18 protein-coding genes are annotated in these 18,638 nt (G+C 53.1%); 7 read left to right on the forward strand and 11 right to left on the reverse strand.

Annotated features, from left to right (window positions below; all coding sequences use genetic code 11):
* Nucleotides 1-218 precede the first annotated feature (218 nt).
* Nucleotides 219-1,865: a methyl-accepting chemotaxis protein gene (locus ACI2J2_RS10980; protein WP_404760088.1), complete on the forward strand. Its 1,647-nt coding sequence runs from the start codon at nt 219-221 to the stop codon at nt 1,863-1,865.
* Between the two features lie 122 nt (nt 1,866-1,987).
* Here the strand turns inward: ACI2J2_RS10980 and ACI2J2_RS10985 are convergent, their stop codons facing one another.
* From ACI2J2_RS10985 to ACI2J2_RS11010, 6 genes are all read right to left on the reverse strand, one after another.
* Nucleotides 1,988-2,452, reverse strand: a complete 465-nt coding sequence (locus ACI2J2_RS10985; RefSeq protein WP_209632282.1) for a DUF1456 family protein — start codon at nt 2,450-2,452, stop codon at nt 1,988-1,990.
* A 236-nt stretch (nt 2,453-2,688) separates the two neighbouring features.
* Nucleotides 2,689-3,588 carry a phosphonate ABC transporter, permease protein PhnE gene (phnE, locus tag ACI2J2_RS10990; protein WP_209632281.1) on the reverse strand — a complete coding sequence of 300 codons (900 nt, stop codon included), beginning with the start codon at nt 3,586-3,588 and terminating at the stop codon, nt 2,689-2,691.
* A complete protein-coding gene (phnE, locus tag ACI2J2_RS10995) occupies nt 3,585-4,448 on the reverse strand; it encodes a phosphonate ABC transporter, permease protein PhnE (protein WP_209634123.1) in 864 nt (287 codons plus the stop codon). Before phnE (ACI2J2_RS10995) ends, phnE (ACI2J2_RS10990) begins: the two co-directional genes overlap by 4 nt.
* A gap of 184 nt (nt 4,449-4,632) precedes the next feature.
* Nucleotides 4,633-5,565, reverse strand: coding sequence for a phosphonate ABC transporter substrate-binding protein (phnD, locus tag ACI2J2_RS11000; protein WP_209632280.1), 933 nt, complete (start codon nt 5,563-5,565; stop codon nt 4,633-4,635).
* Between the two features lie 41 nt (nt 5,566-5,606).
* The gene (gene phnC / locus ACI2J2_RS11005) at nt 5,607-6,440 is read right to left on the reverse strand and encodes a phosphonate ABC transporter ATP-binding protein (RefSeq protein ID WP_209632279.1); all 834 of its coding nucleotides are present in this window, start codon (nt 6,438-6,440) and stop codon (nt 5,607-5,609) included.
* Between the two features lie 122 nt (nt 6,441-6,562).
* Nucleotides 6,563-7,585 (reverse strand): zinc-binding alcohol dehydrogenase family protein, encoded by a 1,023-nt coding sequence (locus ACI2J2_RS11010; protein WP_404760089.1) that lies wholly within the window; start codon nt 7,583-7,585, stop codon nt 6,563-6,565.
* A 139-nt stretch (nt 7,586-7,724) separates the two neighbouring features.
* Here ACI2J2_RS11010 and ACI2J2_RS11015 point away from each other — a divergent pair, with 139 nt between their 5' ends.
* Both ACI2J2_RS11015 and ACI2J2_RS11020 read left to right on the forward strand, forming a co-directional pair.
* Nucleotides 7,725-8,630 (forward strand): FCD domain-containing protein, encoded by a 906-nt coding sequence (locus ACI2J2_RS11015; RefSeq protein ID WP_404760090.1) that lies wholly within the window; start codon nt 7,725-7,727, stop codon nt 8,628-8,630.
* Between the two features lie 225 nt (nt 8,631-8,855).
* Nucleotides 8,856-10,214: an MFS transporter gene (locus tag ACI2J2_RS11020; protein WP_404760091.1), complete on the forward strand. Its 1,359-nt coding sequence runs from the start codon at nt 8,856-8,858 to the stop codon at nt 10,212-10,214.
* A 34-nt stretch (nt 10,215-10,248) separates the two neighbouring features.
* On the opposite strand, the gene trpS is transcribed toward ACI2J2_RS11020, so the two are convergent.
* The 5 genes from trpS to ACI2J2_RS11045 form a co-directional block, all read right to left on the reverse strand.
* The gene (gene trpS, locus ACI2J2_RS11025; RefSeq protein ID WP_404760092.1) at nt 10,249-11,256 is read right to left on the reverse strand and encodes a tryptophan--tRNA ligase; all 1,008 of its coding nucleotides are present in this window, start codon (nt 11,254-11,256) and stop codon (nt 10,249-10,251) included.
* A 220-nt stretch (nt 11,257-11,476) separates the two neighbouring features.
* Nucleotides 11,477-12,004: a cysteine hydrolase family protein gene (locus tag ACI2J2_RS11030; protein ID WP_404760093.1), complete on the reverse strand. Its 528-nt coding sequence runs from the start codon at nt 12,002-12,004 to the stop codon at nt 11,477-11,479.
* Nucleotides 12,005-12,031: 27 nt separating this feature from the next.
* Nucleotides 12,032-13,135, reverse strand: a complete 1,104-nt coding sequence (locus ACI2J2_RS11035; RefSeq protein WP_404760094.1) for a suppressor of fused domain protein — start codon at nt 13,133-13,135, stop codon at nt 12,032-12,034.
* A gap of 165 nt (nt 13,136-13,300) precedes the next feature.
* Entirely contained in the window at nt 13,301-14,173 is an 873-nt protein-coding gene (locus ACI2J2_RS11040) for an oxygenase MpaB family protein (protein WP_404760095.1), read from the reverse strand.
* Nucleotides 14,174-14,230: 57 nt separating this feature from the next.
* Nucleotides 14,231-15,211: a quinone oxidoreductase family protein gene (locus tag ACI2J2_RS11045; RefSeq protein ID WP_404760096.1), complete on the reverse strand. Its 981-nt coding sequence runs from the start codon at nt 15,209-15,211 to the stop codon at nt 14,231-14,233.
* Between the two features lie 120 nt (nt 15,212-15,331).
* Between ACI2J2_RS11045 and ACI2J2_RS11050 the strand changes: the two genes are divergently transcribed.
* From ACI2J2_RS11050 to ACI2J2_RS11065, 4 genes are all read left to right on the forward strand, one after another.
* Nucleotides 15,332-16,222, forward strand: a complete 891-nt coding sequence (locus ACI2J2_RS11050) for a LysR family transcriptional regulator (RefSeq protein ID WP_209632270.1) — start codon at nt 15,332-15,334, stop codon at nt 16,220-16,222.
* A 29-nt stretch (nt 16,223-16,251) separates the two neighbouring features.
* Nucleotides 16,252-16,695, forward strand: a complete 444-nt coding sequence (locus ACI2J2_RS11055; RefSeq protein ID WP_061806970.1) for an acetyltransferase — start codon at nt 16,252-16,254, stop codon at nt 16,693-16,695.
* Nucleotides 16,696-16,946: 251 nt separating this feature from the next.
* On the forward strand, nt 16,947-17,972 hold the full coding sequence (locus ACI2J2_RS11060) for a methionine ABC transporter ATP-binding protein (protein ID WP_209632269.1): 1,026 nt from the start codon (nt 16,947-16,949) through the stop codon (nt 17,970-17,972).
* Nucleotides 17,965-18,633, forward strand: coding sequence for a methionine ABC transporter permease (locus tag ACI2J2_RS11065; protein WP_404760097.1), 669 nt, complete (start codon nt 17,965-17,967; stop codon nt 18,631-18,633). Before ACI2J2_RS11060 ends, ACI2J2_RS11065 begins: the two co-directional genes overlap by 8 nt.
* Nucleotides 18,634-18,638 lie beyond the last annotated feature (5 nt).

Consider the following 18,638-nt stretch of genomic DNA (forward strand, 5'->3'; position numbering starts at 1 on the left):
CTGCCACTTGCACATATTTTTTTGGATAATAGGTCTCACGCCAAGAGGTGTTATATTTATGTTTCAATTAAAAACAGAAAGTTAAAAACATTGCCAGAATCAGAATATGATTAATCGTTAAAGTTTTATCTCATCCTGCCGAAAACAAACAGCACTTTCCGCGGCAAAAGAACGCTATTTGCTGCACTGACATTCAATTGAAATTTTCAGGTTGTGCTATGTTTGAACGATTAAAAATCTCCCACGGATTAATGGGAATTTTAACCCTATTCTGTATTATTCAGATATTTTCCGGCGTGTGGAGCATTCTGGATGCTTCAGGTACAAATAATCGCCTTACGCAAATATCTTCTGGCTTTAATCAAATTATGGCAATGGATAATGTCTACGCATCCGTTACCGAGATCCGCGAAGAGGTGCTTAAAGACGCACTGATGCTCAGTATGCAACCGCAAAACAGCAACGCAAAAAAATCCCTTGGCCAACTGCGTCAACGTCTTACAGACGTTGATAAACTGATGGAGCAGTTTTATCAACTCTCCCTTTCTGACCAGAGCGATCGCGAACGGACCAAAAACGTAAAGACACTGTATGACAAAGCGCGCGACGATCTGCTTCAATTAATTATCAGTCTGGAAGACGGTGATCTCATCCGTTTCCAGTCCGTTATGCACAATAGCTCGGCGACGCACTTTATGTCCGCACTTGACGATACGTCTGCCTACGTGGCCAACGATATTATTACGCCGGCAGCTGCGGCGGCACAGGCCAGCTATCGCCAAATGGTGCCTTTATCGCTTACGTTTATTTTAATTTTTATTCTGTTGACCGGGGCTGTATTGGTCTGGATCAGAAAATATGTACTGAACAAAATTAATCAGATTATCGATTACCAGGCCGAAATTGCACGGGGTAATTTGGCAATTAAAATCAATGCCAGTGGAAATAACGAAATTGGCACTCTGATGCAGGGTCTTGTCAATATGCGTAACGAGCTAGCAAATACGGTCAGCGCCGTCCGTGCAGGAACGCAAAACATTTACACCGGTGTGCAAGAAATTGCCGCCGGTAACAACGATCTTTCAAGCCGTACTGAAGAACAGGCAAGTTCACTGGAAGAAACGGCAGCCAGCATGGAACAACTCTCTGCTACGGTGAAGAACAACGCAGAGAGTGCCGGCGCTGCCACCTCGCTAGTGAAACGCGCTTCGCAAAGTGCGGTCAATGGCGGCGAGATCACCCGTAAAATGGTCGTCACCATGAGCGATATCGCCGACAGCTCACGCAAAATTGGCGATATCACCAGCGTCATCGACGGCATCGCCTTCCAAACCAATATTTTGGCACTCAATGCGGCAGTCGAAGCGGCTCGGGCGGGTGAACAAGGCCGCGGTTTTGCCGTTGTTGCCGGCGAAGTTCGTAACCTTGCACAACGCAGTGCCCAGGCTGCCAAAGAGATTAAAACACTGATTGACACCTCCGTGCTACGCGTCGATCAAGGCAACGATCTGGTGGAGAACGTCAGTGGCGCCATGACGGAAATTGTTACTGCCATTGGTCAGGTGACAGAAACCATGCAGGAAATCTCAAATGCGTCTGAGGAGCAGAGCCGTGGAATCGCGCAAATTGCGCAGGCAGTTAACGAAATGGATAAGGTGACTCAACAGAACGCCGCGCTGGTTGAACAATCGGCATCCGCTGCCAGCGCACTGGAAGATCAAGCCAATCAATTAAACCAAACCGTGTCTCTTTTCAAACTCTCTACGCCGACCCCTTCAGTGACTCGCATTCAGCCACAGGCGATTGTCGCACCTAAGGTAAAAGCGATTGCTGAGGATAATGATGAAAATTGGAGCAGCTTTTAAGGCACTAAAGCGCATTTAAGTGTCTGTTTAAAACCACAACGCCAACAGATTGTTGGCGTTGGAATGCGGGCGCGATAGGCAACGCCCCTGCCTTGCCTGGGGATCGGAAAGCCAGGGCAGGATTATACGCTGCGAAGGCGTTGCGCTAAGCCTTTAAGGAAGTAACGCAGCATCTGATCGCCGCACGGGCGGAAGTTTTTGGTGCCTTCTTTACGGAACAGCGCGCTCAGTTCCGGCTTGGAGATGCGGAAATCAACGGCGGTAAAGATCTCGTGCATGTCGGTATCTTTCAACTCAAACGCCACGCGCAGCTTTTTCAACACCAAATTGTTGGTAATCGGCAGTTCAACCTCCGGCGCAGGGAATTTGTCATCTTTACCGCGCTTGAAGTACACCAGACCGTTCAGGAAATGCGCCATGACGTCGTCCGGGCAGTTTTCAAAACCGGGCTCACCTTCCTTGATGACGTAAGCACCCATCGCCGAGACAGCAACGTCGAAATTATCCAATTTGATAATCTCAACCATTTTCGCGTCGTTAATACTCAGCATGTAGCGCACGCTGCGCAGCACGTCATTGTTGATCATAGAATTGCCTTTAGCTTGTAAACCGGAAGAACTGCGCGCAGTGTGAAATGAAAATACACCTATACCCAAAATAATTGGAGTTGCATCGCGGCGGCAAGTTTGTAAGTCCCCAGGAGCATAGATAACTATGTGACTGGGGCGCAAAAATGCAGCCAACAAAGAGGCAGCTTCAAGTATGACGGGTAGGGCCGCACAGTTGAATATGTGCGGCAGTATAGGGATCAGAGCGGGGTTTCTCAATCGATTTGGCTTTTTTGCTGATACAGCGGAATATCTTCGCCAATGATGTATTTATTACGCAGAATCGAGGACACTTTATCCATAATCATCACCACGACCACCAGGATCAAGGTGATGAACATCACGACATCCCAGTTCCACAAGCGCATGTTCTCCGCATACACCAGACCAATACCCCCTGCCCCAACGAACCCCAGTACCGCTGCGGAGCGGGTATTGGATTCAATCTGATACAGGCTGAGCGCCAGGAAAGTGGGGAACGACTGGGTAAAGATACCGTAACGGTGTTTCTGCAGACCGTTGGCACCGACTGCCGTCAGGCCCCGGCTTGGGGATTTCTCCACAGCTTCATGGCCTTCAGCATACAGCTTGCCGAGTAACCCAACGTCCTGCATCACGATCGCGAGCACCCCGGCCAACGGCCCCATGCCGACGGCGCGTACAAAAATCAGCCCCCAAATTGCCATGTCGATACCGCGCAGAATATCCAGCAGACGACGTACCACCACGGAGAGCGGCCGCAGCAATGGCGTCGACATCACGTTACGCGCAGCAAAGAACGACAGCGGCAAGGCTATCAATGACGCGGTAATCGTCCCGGCGAACACAATGCCGATAGTGATGAAGATTTGCTGGAAATAGTACATAAACGGCCAATTAACAAAATCATGCCAAACGAACATACGCATAAAGTAGCGGCCGAGCTGTTGGCAACCGTTAATAAACTGCGGCCAGGAGATCCCAAAAAACTGGAAGAAAAATAGATAATACAAAACGATAGCTGCAGCGATGATACCAACAGTACGCAGGTAACGGCGTTGCTGTGAGAAAATCTCTGGGTGTTCTTGTTTGAGTGTCTGCAGCTTTTCAGCCGAGATGCTTGGTGCTGACATCATTTTTTCCCCTCCACGACCCGTTTGCGTAGCTCACCGGAGGCGTAATCCAGCAACGAAACCACCACGATAATCAGCAACAGCGTCATACTGACCTGGTCATAGCGATCGAGTTTGATATTGGTCATCAGTTCCTGACCGATGCCGCCCGCCCCCACGAGTCCAAGAATGGTCGACTGACGGAAGTTAACCTCCAGCCGCATAAAACTGTAAGACAGGAATACCGGCTTCACCTGTGGCCACATGCCGAAACGCATGCGTTGCAGCGGCGTCGCGCCGCAGGCTGCCAGACCGCGTACGGGTTTGTTGGATGCCGTTTCAATCGACTCATAAAACAGTTTGGTCAGGCTACCGATAGTATGCAGCGCCAAAGCCAAAAAGCCCGGAATGGCACCGATGCCGAAGGCCATGACAAACATAACCGCCCAGGCTAATTCTGGCATGGTGCGCAAAAATGCCACCAGCGTACGGATCGCCATGCGCAACGTTGCTGGGCTATGGGTGTTATTGGCCGCCAGAAATGCCAATACGCCGGCCACCAGTACGGAAAGGATGGTCGCCGCCAGTGCCAATTGCAACGTTTCCCAAATCAGCGGCAATTGGATGTTCAGTCGATAGCCCCAGTAGGCAAATGACCCTTCGGTATGGCTATCGGCAAACAGCGACGACCAATGCAATGTTGGAATAGTTTCTGCCAGGTAATCAAAGAAATGAGGGATAGACACCCAGACGGTGTGCAAATTGAACTCGGCGATATTGCCGGCACCCAGATAGAGCACCACCAGACCGAGCGACCAGATCAACGTCTCGCGTTTTTGTTTACTGCGGACTTGCTGGTAATAGTGCGCAAAATCTTTATTCAAAATATACCCTTCATCTTTCAAATCGCAGGGGTGTTGACTGCCTTCACTCACCCCAGTCACTTGGTGAGGCCAAGCTCCTGAGGCCTCACTCAGTTGCCGCCTACCTGCGATGTGAAATCTATTGGGTATTGGCTTCCGACGTGAGTTATTCAACGGGGTTCAGACAGGCCGAACCCCGGCAGTATTAACGGTCGCCTTTAGTCAGCTCACGCTTCATATCGATGATGTTCTGGTATTCCGCCAGCGTGGTGTCGCCGATGTGCTGTTTGCCGCCCATCGCTTTGATAAAGCACTGGTGGTCGTCTTTATCCAGCTTCTTGATCGCAGTGACAACTTTGGCTTTGAATTCAGCCGGCAGCGCGTTGCTGACCAGGATCGGGCCATTGGGGATCAACGGCGACTGCCAGATAATCCGGATCTGTTTCATCAGGTCTGGATGATCCATACGGATCATGCGAGTGAATGCACCGCTGGTGTAACCGGTGTTGTAGTCGCCGATCATCGACGCCCAGGTCACTGCGCCTTCGAACTGACCATTCAACACACCGAGAACGTCTTGCTCATGGCCGCCAGAGAAGGTGACGCTAGAGAACGTGTTGTTGTATTTGTTGTCGACCGTGCCGCCGAACAGTTTCTTGAATTCCTGGTTTGGGATCAGGAAGCCGGACGTGGAATCCGGGTCGGCGAACCCCACCGCCTTACCTTTCAGGTCTTCCAGTTTTTTATACGGGCTGCCCGCTTTAACGATCACAACCGAGTGGTAACCGCGTGACTGATCAACGTCATCAACCGCGATGCCGACAATGTCCACCGCTTTCGGATCTTTGATATACACCGACGCAAATGACGACGGTGACATGCTCAGCACCAGGTCAATCTTGCCGCCCAGCAGGCCCTGAATCACACCGGAATAGTCAGAAGAGTTGCGCAGCTTGGTATCCACGTTCAGTTCCTTATCCAGGAACTGCTTCACGCATTGGTTATCACCGATCTGCTGAGTGGCGTTTTGCCCGCCGAGAATCCCCAGGTTCAGTACTTTAGGGGCGTCCGCTGCCGTCGCATTAAAGACCATCATCGCGCCGGCCATCAGGGTGGTCAGACTCAATACTTTTTTCATTACGATGCCTTGTGTGTGTAAAGGTAAAAGTGAATAAATACTCAATGGATCTGATTGGCGTCCTCGCCATACAACTGGTGCAGTATCCGTTCGTTCAATTGCGAAGGGTGCCCGTCAAACACGATCTTGCCCTGGGCAATGCCGATCACCCGGGTGCAATATTCTTTCACCAGCTCGACCGAATGCAGGTTCACCATGACCGCAATGTCGTTTTCACTGACTTTTTGCAGCGCATCCATAATGCGACGGGTGTTTTTCGGATCGAGTGACGCCACCGGCTCATCGGCCAGCAGAATTTTGGGGTTTTGCATCAGCGCACGACAGATAGCCACGCGCTGCATCTGGCCACCTGACAGGTTCTCGGCACGCTGTAATGCATGCGGCAGCATATTGAGCCATTGCAACAGTTCGATAGCGCGTGCACGGTCGGCGTCATCAAACACTTTAAAGAAGGATTTCAGGGTAGAGGTGTGGCTCAGACGGCCCAACAACACGTTGGTCATTACATCCAACCGCGGTACCAGGCAGAAGTCCTGGAAGATCATGCCGCAACGGGCACGCCACTGACGCATCTGACGGGCGGAAAGCTGAGCGATATCCTGCGCGATGCCGTCGTCTTCAAAGTGCAGCATCTCACCACAGCTCGAAGGGATCGTCCCGTTCAGGGTATGAAGCAACGTGGATTTACCGGCGCCGGAACGCCCGATCACCGCCACAAACTCACCCGCGTGCAGGTCGAAGTTGATATCGTCCAGCACCTGTTGCTGAGATTTATACGCTTTACCTAAGCCTTTTACCGATAACACCTTGCGAGAGGGGATCGGTTGTTGCCCTGGAAAGTCAGTCGGTGCAAGTTTTAACAGTGCCTGAGCCATATGATTTCTCTGGTTTCAGTGGCTAATCATTATGGGCACCTATTAACGAATAACTTTGTGACAACGGGATGATGGTTTTATGGCTAGGAAATGACGCATAACGCCATTTCCCGGTTGGACGATTAAAAGTGAATGACCCCCTTAATGAGCTGAGGGTTGTTGATCACCTGCGCTTCGTAAGCCTGTGCCATGCCGTCAAAATCAAAGTGATGGGACAACATCATTTCAGCGGTGATCTTCCCTGCCGCCATCAGGCGGCCGACTTTGACGAAATCCTCTTCGGTCGCATTGCGGCTGCCCATCAGGGTGGCTTCTTTTTTATGGAACTCAGGATCTGGGAACTGCAGGTCCCCTTTGAACAACCCGACAAAGATGATGCTGCCACCGTGGCGAATAAGGTTAACGGCATTATTCATTGCCTGTTGGCTCCCGGTCGCATCAATCACTTTAGCCGCCAGCATACCGCCGAACTGCGCGCGCAATGCCGTTTCAAACCGATCATCCAGCGGGTTCAATGTGGGCAGTTGCAATGCTTGTTCGACATGCTGGCGCCGTTCATCGCGGGTATCGGCGACCACCACCCGTGCACCGTCGGCTTTGGCAATCGCCGCCACCCCCAACCCGATAGGCCCGGCCCCCACCACCAGCAGATGATCACCCGGCGCCACAGTGGCACGACGCACCGCGTGCGCACTGATAGCAAACGGCTCGATAAGCGCTGCCGCCTCTGGCGCTACGTCATCCACCGCCAGCAGATTATTTACCGGCACGCTGAGGTATTCGCTGAAACCACCATCCTGATGCACCCCAATCACCGAAATATTCTCACAGCAGTTGGTTTTGCCGCTCAGGCAAGCACCGCAATGATGACACGAAAGATACGGTATTACCGCGACACGCTGCCCCAGTCGCCAACCTGTGGTTTTATTCCCCAAGCTAACAATTTCACCGCATATTTCGTGGCCCAAAACCCGCGGATAGCTAAAGAAGGGCTGATGACCAGACCAAGCATGAATATCCGTTCCACAAATACCGACGGTAATCATTTTTATCACCGCCTCCGTATCCGCAGGTACGGGTGTCTGGCGTTGTTGATAAATTAATTTTTTGGGCTGTTCACACACTAATACCTTCATTGTTTTCATGGCGTCCCCTTAGATCGTTGGGAACGTTATTAAACAAAATGCCTCTGCGATATTAAGCCGGAAATAAAATCTGTGAGGCAGTACAAAATAAACCGCTTTAAATTGGTTTTAAATAGATAAAAAACATCCGAGACTCACCATGAGCAGAACCCAAAACCTGCGCCACAATGTCGTTAACCAGATGATCGACGGTATCAATAATGGTCACCTGCGCTCTCCGCTTCCTTCTCAGGCAGCCCTGGCCGAAATGTACAACATCAGCCGCACCACGGTGCGCCATACGCTAACGCATTTTTTCCAGCGCGGCGTACTGGAAAAGGTGGGCGATGACTACGTCATTTTGCGCCAACCTGCAGCAGAGGACGGTTTCGACTGCCAAAGAGCCTCCCTGGACGAACAAGGCCAAAGGTTCGAAAAAGCGTTTTATCAGATGATCAATCAGAAACAACTCCGTGCCGGAGATACCTTCACCGAACTCCAGCTATCGCGTGCAGTCAACGTGAGTCCTGTGGTGGTGCGGGAATTTTTGCTGCATTTTAGTCGGTATAATCTGATCGATAGCGTCAAGCGCGGGCAATGGAGCATGAAGAAGTTTGACCAGCGCTATGCCGAGCAACTTTTTGAACTACGGCAGATGCTGGAAACGCACGCTCTGTCCCACTTTATCAACCTTCCGGCACAGGATGCTCGCTGGTTGCAGGCGAAAGAGCTACTGAGCCGCCACCGCCAGCTGCGGGAAAACATCAGCGACAACTACCGCCTGTTCTCCCAATTGGATCGCGATTTTCACGGCTTGATTCTCTCAGCCGCTAATAATCCGTTCTTCAATCAATCTTTGGAGATCATTTCGGTGATTTTCCACTTCCATTATCAATGGGATGAAACCGATCTTAAACAACGCAATATCGTGGCAATTGAAGAACATATGACCATTCTCAGTGCACTTATCTGCCGCAATGATCAAGAGGCGATCAACGGCCTGCATCGCCATCTGGATACGGCCAAGCAGTCGATGATCCGTTCAATCAATCAAACGTTACCATGACAAACCGTGATGTTTTTTATTAATAAAAAGCATCACTACGCCATTTAGAACCGATAAAGAACAGCAAAGTAGTAACTGCAGCACGGAACCGTGACAAAACAGCCCACCAAAATATTTCTCCCTCTAGGCTTACTGCCGACCACCTGCTAATGCCTTCATTAAAATACTGTCCAGGGGAACACCCGGAATAATAAATATTATTAATGCGAAATTCTGGAGGACTGAATGGAAAGAAGTAATACGATAACTACCGGAAAGGAACAGCCCGAAACCTATTCCGACCACATAATTCCGATGCCACCTGAAGGAATGCTGGTTCGCTCAGCAAAAATAAAAAAAATTCAAACCACGGCCATGATCCTGTTATTTATGGCCGCAATAATAAACTTTCTTGACCGCAGTTCTCTCTCAGTGGCGAACTCCACCATCCGGGAAGAAATGGGCCTGAGCGGGACCGAAATTGGTTTACTGCTATCGGCATTTTCCTTGGCCTACGGTATCGCCCAGTTGCCCTGCGGCCTCTTACTGGACCGAAAAGGCCCGCGTATCATGCTGGGCATTGGCATGTTTGTCTGGTCGGTGTTCCAAACGCTGTCCGGCATGATCCATAACTTCACGCAGTTTATCTGGGTGCGTATCGGGTTGGGGATAGGTGAAGCGCCGATGAACCCCTGTGGGGTGAAAGTGATCAATGACTGGTTCAACATCAAAGATCGCGGTATGCCCATGGGGATTTTCAATGCCGCCTCAACCATTGGGCTGGCGGTGAGCCCGCCGATCCTGACAGCCATGATGTTGGCCTTCGGCTGGCGCGGCATGTTTATCACTATCGGCGTGCTGGGGATCGCACTGTCGATAGGCTGGTACATGTTGTACCGCAACCGACAGGACGTCAGTCTGAGCGCTCAAGAACAGGCCTATCTGAACGCCGGCAGCGTCAGAACACGGCCAGAGCCGATGAACTTCCGCGAATGGCGGGCGCTATTCAGGAACCGCACCATGTGGGGCATGATGATTGGCTTTAGCGGCATCAACTATACCGCTTGGCTATACCTGGCCTGGCTGCCGGGCTATCTGCAAACCACCTATCATCTGGATCTAAAAAGCACCGGGTTGATGAGTGCCATCCCTTTTCTGTTTGGTGCCGCCGGTATGTTGTCGAATGGTTTCGTCACCGATTTTCTGGTGCGCCGCGGCATGGCTCCGCTTAAAAGCCGTAAAATATGCATCGTCGCAGGCATGCTGCTTTCCGCTTCCTTTACCGCCGTCGTTGCTCAAGCCACCACGACCTACAGTGCGGTGTTATTAATCGGCATGGCGCTGTTCTGTATCCACTTTGCCGGTACCTCCTGCTGGGGCCTGATCCACGTCGCGGTCACTTCACGTATGACCGCCTCAGTGGGTAGCATTCAAAACTTCGCCAGCTTTATCTTTGCCTCGTTCGCGCCGGTCGTCACCGGCTGGATCCTGGATACCACTCACTCTTTCAGTCTGGCGCTCACGCTGTGTTCCTGCTTCACCGTCATCGGTGCACTGTCTTATATCTTCGTGGTTAAACACCCGATTGTTGAGGAGGCAGCCTGACCCATCCCCCCTCTTATTGTCGAGGGGGGAATGTTCAATTCAGCGTAAAGAAATCCAGCCCCAACGCGGCCTTCACCTGTCCCAGCGTTTGTCGGCTGGACTGGTCGGCACGTTGGGTGCCCTGTTGCAGAATGCGCAGCAACTCCCCCTTGTCGGCCATGTATTCTGCGCGTCGGGTGCGGATCGGCTCCAGCAGACTTTGCAGACAATCTTCCAACAGGCGTTTGATTTTCATGTCCCCCAACCCACCACGGCGGTAATGCGCTTTCAGCTCTGCCACCAACGCCGTATCTTCACAGAAAGCATCCAGGTAGGTGAACACCATATTGCCTTCAACCCGGCCAGGATCCTTGACGTTCAGGTGGCCTGGATCGGTAAACATGCTCATTACCGCCTTATGCACCTGGTCGGCATCGGCACCCAGGGTGATGGTATTGCCACGCGATTTTGACATCTTGCCCTGCCCGTCCAAGCCCGGCAGGCGGCTCACATTACTCAGCAAAGGCTGGCATTCCGTCAATACCGCTCGGCCGACAATACGATTGAAACGCCGCACAATTTCGTTGGTCTGCTCCAGCATAGGCAGTTGATCTTCGCCGACGGGAACATGGGTGGCGCCAAAAGCCGTGATATCTGCCGCCTGACTGACCGGATAAACCAGAAAGCCCGCGGGCAGGCTACGGGAAAAGTCTTTTTCGATAATTTCACTTTTTACTGTCGGGTTGCGTTCCAGCCGCGCCACGCTGACCAGATTGAGGTAATACATCGTTAATTCGGCCAGCGCCGGCAGTGCAGATTGCAGGCAAATCGTGGTTTTGTGCGGGTCGATACCGACAGCCAGGTAATCAGCCACCAGATTAAGCACGTTGGTGCTGATTTTTTGCGGATCGCTGCCGTTATCGGTCAGCCCCTGTAAATCGGCTACCAATACCGTTTGCTGATGCTGATGTTGCAGCTCAACGCGTTGGCGCAGCGATCCGACGTAGTGGCCTAAATGTAGAGATCCGGTTGGGCGGTCGCCGGTCAGAATGGTGTAGCTCATTGCATTGCTCCTGAAAGTAAAGACACCACCGGATCAACGCAATAAAAATGCCGCCAGAACCGGCGGCATTAAAAAGAGGTGTGAATACCCGTGCCGCCTTTAGAAGAGGCGCCACCAGGACTGGCTGCAAATAGAGTGCATCGGTATATTCATGTTTTTACGGTACGCCCCGGTATAAATGTTGTCAATAACCGAAGCATGCCAGGGAGCTTAAAAGCAGTCAGAAACGAATTTCTGCCGTCGGCAGTGCATCGATCAGTACGCCGAAACTTTTGATGCAAGACAGGGTGGCATTGTGATGATCGCGAATCTGCTGGCCGGTGGCATGCGCTTTGTCATGGCTGGTATGCGCATCGGCCGCCAGGGTAACGGGATACCCCAATCCTGCCGCGCGGCGGGTGGTGGTATCTACGCAAAACTCGGTGGAATAACCGCAGATAACCAGATGCGACACGCCATTGGCAACCAACAGTGGGCCAAGCCCGGTGCGCAGGAATGAGTCCGGCGTGGTTTTTGCCACCCGATGGTCGGCGTCGTTCACCTGCAAGCGCGGGTCAATCTGCCAGGCTTCACTGCCATGAGCCAATTCATCGCCTGCGGTCTGATGCTGAATGAAAATAACCGGGACGCCAGCCTGGCGGGCACTGGCGCTTAAGGTGTTAATACGATCGATCGTGGCCTCGGCATCTGCCGGCGGCGGCGTAAACAGCCCTTTCTGCACATCAATAATCAACAGCGCTGACTTCATGATAACCCCCGTGAATAGAATCGGAAGTTAGCATACCGGTTGGCGCGGGCGGAAGATATGGTCAACCCCCTGCTCACGCAGCTTATTCACCAACTCATGGCCCCCATTCGGCGTGGCATGCGCCAACAAACGCTCCGCTTCAAAGACCGGGCTGGCCCAGAAAATATTGACCGGGTCGCCATACTGCTTAGGCAAACTCAGATGCTCGCTGTACGGATAAAACGACGAAGACAGCACGTAGCCCTCATAACCCTGCGGCGCAACGTCAGACTCCAAAGTATGCCCTTCACCAAACCAGGTAATTTTCGCCCAAGGCGCATGAGCAAACCCGGCCAATGCGCTGGCCATCTGTACCGCATTCTCTTCGTTCATGTATTGACCATCGATGGCGATGCCCATTTCCATACGGCGATAGCGGGACGCGTCGTCATTAAACAGGATTTCCACCCACGGCATCGGCCGGATGCTGACGCCCATGGTGAGAAAATAGTAGATACCCTCACGTTCATGCTGAGTAATGGCCATCGGCGGCCATTTGCCCTGATCGATGGCATAGTATTTCACCGAAGGGCCAAAATGCTGCTCGTAACGCGCCTGATAATCGCTCTGCATTTTTGGCCACGGGTTGCCTTCTTCACGCTGCCAGCTACGCCAGAACTGACGGGTATTTTCCGCCAGCGCATACTGAGTATTGGTCGACGCGGAGCCAAGTGGATAAGCCAACGGGCTCTCTTTGATACAGCTGGCGGAATAACACACCGAATGGTCGATATACAGACTCCAGCCGGGGATCACCGCCAACAATTGACCGTAATACCACAGCGCCGCACCGTCATCACTCTCTGTCCAGACCACCATCAATCCTTCTGGATTCAATGGCGCTTCGCCTTCCAGATTACGGCAAAACTCGGCCGCCAGCATCGGTGGCTGACCCAGCGCCAGCGCTGCGCTGTCTTCTTGCTGCGGGGCCGCCGCCAGGTTACGTAACCAGCACGCACGCACCTGAAAACGTTCGCTTTCTTGTTCTGAGGGATAAATATAAAAATAGGCAGCCCGATGATCTTGCTGAACCACCGCCACCAGCGTCTGGTTCTCATTACTGACTTCAGCAAGTACGTGTGACTCGTTCATATAACCTCAAATAGGGTCGAGGTGCAGAATAATTGCTGCACGCTAAATAAAATGGAAATTGGCTTATGCCCAGTGTAAAGCGCATTAACGGCCGGATCACCCGTAAAAGTCTCAAAAGTGGTCCTAAACCTGGGATTCTTGATGACAATTATAGGGTGTGATGGCTCAGACAGACCGGCCAATTCGGCGTAAGGCTCGCTGATAGGACCCGTTGCGCATTGAGGAGCGCAGCACTTTACCGACGCCGGCGGTACCGACGCGTACCAGCCGCTGGCGCAATACACCGGGTTCAAAACCAAACTGCCGTTGTGCCCAATCCGGCAATAGATCGATGCCTGCCTGCATCACCAGGGCACCAAAAGGCCGCGCCAGCGTGCTCGGTGCCGGGGCGGCCAGCAGAATGCGCGCCACTTCCCGCGTGCGTTCATCGCACACCAACTGAGGCCGCATCCGTTGCAGGTAGTCCTCCACCGCCACACAGGTGGTTGGAATATCGCGTGCACCCAAGGCAGCGGCTACGCGCGCCGTTTCACCGTAATAACGGTCTTGCTGATTGCAAGGAAGATGAGGGTTGTGGTAGCGCAAATGGCTGGCCAAAAAACAGCTGCTTTCCACCACGTGTACCCACGTGAGCAAGTCAGGATCGCTGGCGGCATAAGGCCTGCCATCGCTGCTAATTCCGTTGACCTTCAGATGAATCGCTTTCACTTTGGCGATCAGCCGTTCGGCCTCTGCGGTAGGGCCAAAGGTGGTGACGGAGACAAACTGGCTGGTGCGGCGCAAACGTCCAAGCATATCGTCACGGAAGTTGGAATGATCCCACACCCCGGCCAGCGCCAAGGGGTGCAGCATCTGCAACAATAAGGCGCTGACGCCGCCGCACAGCATTGAGGTGAAATCACTGTGCACCCGCCAGATGACCGACTGTGGCCCAAACAGGCCCGGATCGCCCGGCGGATTCTCAAAATCGATACCGCCGAGTGCCAGCCCGGTCAGACTGATTACCTGCTTTTCTATTGCTGCGCGTATGACTTCCATTCCGCTGACCCCGCTTACGTTTCGGCGGTCAGTGTAGCACGTCGTGGGGAGGCGCTTTTAACTCTGCGGGTCGCGATCGTTGAGCAAGACAATTTTGCCGGCAAAGCTACGGTCCTCCAGACGGCGATGAGCCGCGGCCCCGTCGCTCAGTGGGAAGGTTTCGATATGCGGCACAGCAAATTCGCCGTTCTGCCAACTGCTGAACAAGCGCTCGGCACGTTCACGCCGCGCTTCGCCACTGTTGAGATATGTCCAAAGATCGCCACCGACCACGCCTTTGGAGTCCATCATCAAGCTGTAAGCCGAAATTGCCGGTGCCTCGCCGCCCGCCATGCCAAAAGTCACCACTCGGCCACCGGGGCGCAGTGCGTCAATGCTCTGTTGCAACGTGATACCCACCGAATCAAAACCGTACTCCACGCCGCCGTCGGTCAATGCGGCAATTTGTGCAACCCAGTCTTGCTGATAGGTGAAGGCCGCCGCTGCGCCGTTATTCATCGCAATCTGTTGCTTATGTGCTGAAGACACCACGGCGTAAACCTGCGCGCCGCGTGCAACCAGCATGCGAGTCAGGATCTGCCCAACGCCCCCCGCCGCTGCATGCACCAGCGCGCGATCGCCTGCCTTAACCTGCACGCTGTCATTTATCAGATACTGCGCCGTGAGTCCCTGCAACAAAATAGACGCGGCTTCTACGTCGCTTAGCGCCTGCGGCAGCCGTAATGCATGTTCTATCGGCACATTGATGCGCGTAGCATGGCAGAAAGGCACATCGGCAAAACCGATTCGCTCGCCGATCTGCCAACCTTCGACACCCTCACCCACGGCAATAATGGTGCCCACACCTTCGTAACCGCCAATATGTGGCGGATTGCCGTGCAGCACGTAATTGCCCTTGCGACGGTAGATGTCAGCAAAATTCAACCCGGCAGCCCCCATTCGCACCTGGACAGCACCCGCCGGTACCGCAGGCGTCGGCAGTTCAAGGTATTCGAGCACGTCTGGCCCGCCAAATTGTTCAAACGCTAATGCATGCATGTTGCTGCTCCGGGAAATTTCCGCCAATAACGCACTGACGGTCGATAGAATGATTATCGCAAAGCGCTATAATCAAGCACAGTGGCCCACAGCGCATTCAGAAAACACCCGAGGTTTATAATGGACCGGTTAACCAGCATGGCGGTGTTTGTTCGCGTCGTGGAAAAAGGCAGTTTTGTCGCCGCCGCCGAGGAGATGGCTATCTCCCCAACCATGGTAGGCAAACATATCCGCCACCTGGAACAACGGCTGAATGCACCGCTGCTCAACCGTACCACCCGCCGGCAAGGGCTGACCGAGGCCGGCCGGGTGTTCTATGAACGCTGCCGTCGCCTGCTGGCCGATGCCGACGCCGCCGAAGCAAGTGCACGAGCCCTGTTGAGTTCCCCGAGTGGCCTGCTGCGCATCAGTGCCCCCGTCACCTTTGGCAACCGCGTTTTAACGCCAATCCTGACCGAATTCCTCCAGCAGCACCCGGAAGTAGAAGCCGAAGTGGTGCTATCAGATCGCAAAGTGGACTTGATTGAGGAAGGTTACGAAGCCGCGTTTCGCATTGGGCCAGTAGCGGATGACGGCCTGGTCGCACGAGCCTTGCCCGATTACCGCATGACATTGGCAGCTTCGCCAGACTATTTGGCACAGCACGGCGTACCAACGCGGCCTGAACAGCTTAGTACGCACAGCTGTTTCGGTTTCAGCCAGTGGGAGGGCAACCACGTTTGGCGATTACAGGGGCCACACGGGGAAGTCAGCGTGCCGGTCAGGCCACGTCTGCGGATGGACTCTGGCGAAGGGGTGCGCCGCGCTGCGTTAGCCGGTTTTGGCGTCGTGTTACATGCCAACATGTTGCTGGATGACGATATCGCCGCCGGCCGATTAATACAGGTGTTACCCGACTATTGGCCACACCCGCGATCGATGCATTTGGTCTATCTGCCGGAACGGCGGCAGTCAGCCAAACTGGAAGCTTTTATCGCCCTGACCGTCGCCAAACTGTGGGGGCGCGTTTAAAATAAGTGGGTTCAATCATGGGGATTTCTATGATCACTATCAGAGCACGCGCAGCGGAAGATAATGCGCAACTGGCGGAGATTTGGCAGCGGTCGGTGCGCGCCACTCACCATTTTCTCACTGAAGAAAACATCGCTCAACTTTACCCGTTGGTACTCAACGACTATCTGCCCTCGGTCAACGTTTGGGTGGCGGAAGATAGGCCAGGCCATCCTTGCGGCTTTATTGGGCTTGATGGCAACAAGGTAGAGATGCTGTTTATCGATGCCGAGCAGCGTGGCAAAGGCGTTGGTAAAGCGCTGCTGACACACGCGGAATCGTTGCATAACGAATTGCAGTTGGACGTCAATGAGCAAAACCCGCAGGCCAGCGGTTTTTACCGCCACTACGGTTTTGAAATTACCGGTCGCTCTGCGCTCGACGGTCAGGGTAATCCTTTCCCGTTACTGCACATGAAACTGACCAAACGTTAAATAACGTCCAAGCGGTCAGCGTGCGTTCTGGCCGCCATTTTCCCATTACTTCTGCTCATCATTTTATATATCAAATCAGAATAACTAATAGAATTTACATTCTTCCTGTCACTATCAACCCCCGGTAGGATTGCCCTGTATTCACCAGCAACAGACGTCCCGCCTGCCCTTATCCCCAGAAACCGAACCCTGTCCGGTGTTACGCGTTCCAGGCGGAATGCTGTGATGTATTAATAAGGATTCGCTTCTCTATGATCGTTCTTTCGAACGTTTGCAAAACTTTTGATAGCACACAGGGCCGCGTTGTCGCGGTGGATGATGTGAGCCTTGCGGTAGAAGCCGGGCAAATCTACGGCATTATTGGCTATAGCGGCGCAGGTAAAAGCACCCTCATCCGTTTGCTTAACGGGTTGGAATCCCCCACCAGTGGCAGTATTCAGGTCGACGGTTTCGATATCGCCGGTGCCAGAGGCAACGCGTTACGCGAGGCGCGGCTGAAAATCAGTATGGTGTTTCAGCACTTCAATCTGTTGTGGTCGCGCACCGTTAGCCAGAACATCGCGTTCTCAATGCAAATTGCCGGCGTGCCCAAGGCACAGATTAAGCCGCGCGTGGCAGAACTGATTGCGCTGGTGGGTCTGCAAGGCCGTGAAGATGCCTACCCGTCACAGCTGAGCGGCGGACAAAAACAGCGGGTCGGCATTGCCCGCGCATTGGCCAATAACCCAGGGGTCTTATTGTGCGATGAGGCCACCTCGGCGCTCGATCCCCAGACTACCGATGCGATTCTTGAGTTGCTGTTGGACATCAACCGCAAACTCAACCTGACTATTGTGCTGATCACCCATGAAATGCACGTGGTACGAAAAATCTGCCACCGCGTAGCCGTCATGGAAAATGGCCGCATCGTCGAAGAAGGCCCAGTGATCGATGTTTTCACCCGTCCACAGCAGTTGATTACCCAACAGTTCGTCAGGCAGGTTTCGCAGTATCAGGAGACCGAGGAAAGCTTCAATCCCCTGCTCGCTAAACATCTGCCAGGCGCAATCTTCAAATTGACGTTTGTCGGCGTACAAACCCATCAGGCCGTGATTTCAGAGGTGATCCTGCGCTACAGGGTGAGCATTAACATCCTGCACGGCAAAATTAGCCAAACCCTGAATGGGTCCTTTGGCGAGCTGTATATCCACGCCGAAGGCAACTGTCTGCAAATCGACAGCATGTTGAACTTACTGAAGACACAAGAAATCGCCGTTGAGGTCATTAAACATGATTGAATCACTGTTCCCTCACCTGCGTATTGACCAACTGCTGAGCGCCACCTGGGAAACGCTGTACATGACGGGCATTGCCGGGTTGGCAACGCTGGTGCTTGGCATTGTATTGGGCGTGCTTTTGTTCCTGACCTCTCGTGGGCAACTGCTGCAAAACCGCGTCGTCTACTCGCTAATCTCAGTACTGGTCAACGTGTTCCGCTCTATCCCATTCATCATTTTAATCGTGTTGCTGATCCCATTTACCAAGACGCTGATCGGCACCATTTTGGGGGCCGATGCTGCGCTGCCGGCGCTGATTGTTGGCGCAGCGCCATTCTACGCGCGGCTGGTTGAGATTGGCCTGCGCGAAGTGGATAAAGGGGTCGTCGAAGCGGCCCGCTCCATGGGCGCTAAAACCAGCACCATTATCTTCCGCGTGCTGCTGCCGGAATCCTCTCCGGCATTGGTTTCCGGCATTACCGTCACACTGATAGCGCTGGTGAGCTATACCGCGATGGCAGGGGTGATTGGTGCAGGCGGTCTGGGTAATTTGGCCTATCTGGAAGGTTTTCAACGCAATCACGGTGACGTAACGCTGATGGCAACGCTGACGATCCTGCTGATCGTTTTCGTTATCCAATTCATCGGCGACACCATTACAACAACGCTCGATAAACGATAAATAAC

It is taken from the genome of Serratia sp. NPDC087055, from assembly GCF_044900985.1.
GTDB lineage: Bacteria > Pseudomonadota > Gammaproteobacteria > Enterobacterales > Enterobacteriaceae > Serratia.

What these genes read in the sequence shown, in the direction of transcription:
- ACI2J2_RS10980 (WP_404760088.1), top strand. Translation starts at nt 219, where the DNA reads ATGTTTGAACGATTAAAAATCTCCCACGGATTAATGGGAATTTTAACC.
- ACI2J2_RS10985 (WP_209632282.1), bottom strand. Translation starts at nt 2,452, where the DNA reads ATGATCAACAATGACGTGCTGCGCAGCGTGCGCTACATGCTGAGTATT.
- phnE (WP_209632281.1), bottom strand. Translation starts at nt 3,588, where the DNA reads ATGATGTCAGCACCAAGCATCTCGGCTGAAAAGCTGCAGACACTCAAA.
- phnD (WP_209632280.1), bottom strand. Translation starts at nt 5,565, where the DNA reads ATGAAAAAAGTATTGAGTCTGACCACCCTGATGGCCGGCGCGATGATG.
- phnC (WP_209632279.1), bottom strand. Translation starts at nt 6,440, where the DNA reads ATGGCTCAGGCACTGTTAAAACTTGCACCGACTGACTTTCCAGGGCAA.
- ACI2J2_RS11010 (WP_404760089.1), bottom strand. Translation starts at nt 7,585, where the DNA reads ATGAAAACAATGAAGGTATTAGTGTGTGAACAGCCCAAAAAATTAATT.
- ACI2J2_RS11015 (WP_404760090.1), top strand. Translation starts at nt 7,725, where the DNA reads ATGAGCAGAACCCAAAACCTGCGCCACAATGTCGTTAACCAGATGATC.
- ACI2J2_RS11020 (WP_404760091.1), top strand. Translation starts at nt 8,856, where the DNA reads ATGGAAAGAAGTAATACGATAACTACCGGAAAGGAACAGCCCGAAACC.
- trpS (WP_404760092.1), bottom strand. Translation starts at nt 11,256, where the DNA reads ATGAGCTACACCATTCTGACCGGCGACCGCCCAACCGGATCTCTACAT.
- ACI2J2_RS11030 (WP_404760093.1), bottom strand. Translation starts at nt 12,004, where the DNA reads ATGAAGTCAGCGCTGTTGATTATTGATGTGCAGAAAGGGCTGTTTACG.
- ACI2J2_RS11035 (WP_404760094.1), bottom strand. Translation starts at nt 13,135, where the DNA reads ATGAACGAGTCACACGTACTTGCTGAAGTCAGTAATGAGAACCAGACG.
- ACI2J2_RS11040 (WP_404760095.1), bottom strand. Translation starts at nt 14,173, where the DNA reads ATGGAAGTCATACGCGCAGCAATAGAAAAGCAGGTAATCAGTCTGACC.
- ACI2J2_RS11045 (WP_404760096.1), bottom strand. Translation starts at nt 15,211, where the DNA reads ATGCATGCATTAGCGTTTGAACAATTTGGCGGGCCAGACGTGCTCGAA.
- ACI2J2_RS11050 (WP_209632270.1), top strand. Translation starts at nt 15,332, where the DNA reads ATGGACCGGTTAACCAGCATGGCGGTGTTTGTTCGCGTCGTGGAAAAA.
- ACI2J2_RS11055 (WP_061806970.1), top strand. Translation starts at nt 16,252, where the DNA reads ATGATCACTATCAGAGCACGCGCAGCGGAAGATAATGCGCAACTGGCG.
- ACI2J2_RS11060 (WP_209632269.1), top strand. Translation starts at nt 16,947, where the DNA reads ATGATCGTTCTTTCGAACGTTTGCAAAACTTTTGATAGCACACAGGGC.
- ACI2J2_RS11065 (WP_404760097.1), top strand. Translation starts at nt 17,965, where the DNA reads ATGATTGAATCACTGTTCCCTCACCTGCGTATTGACCAACTGCTGAGC.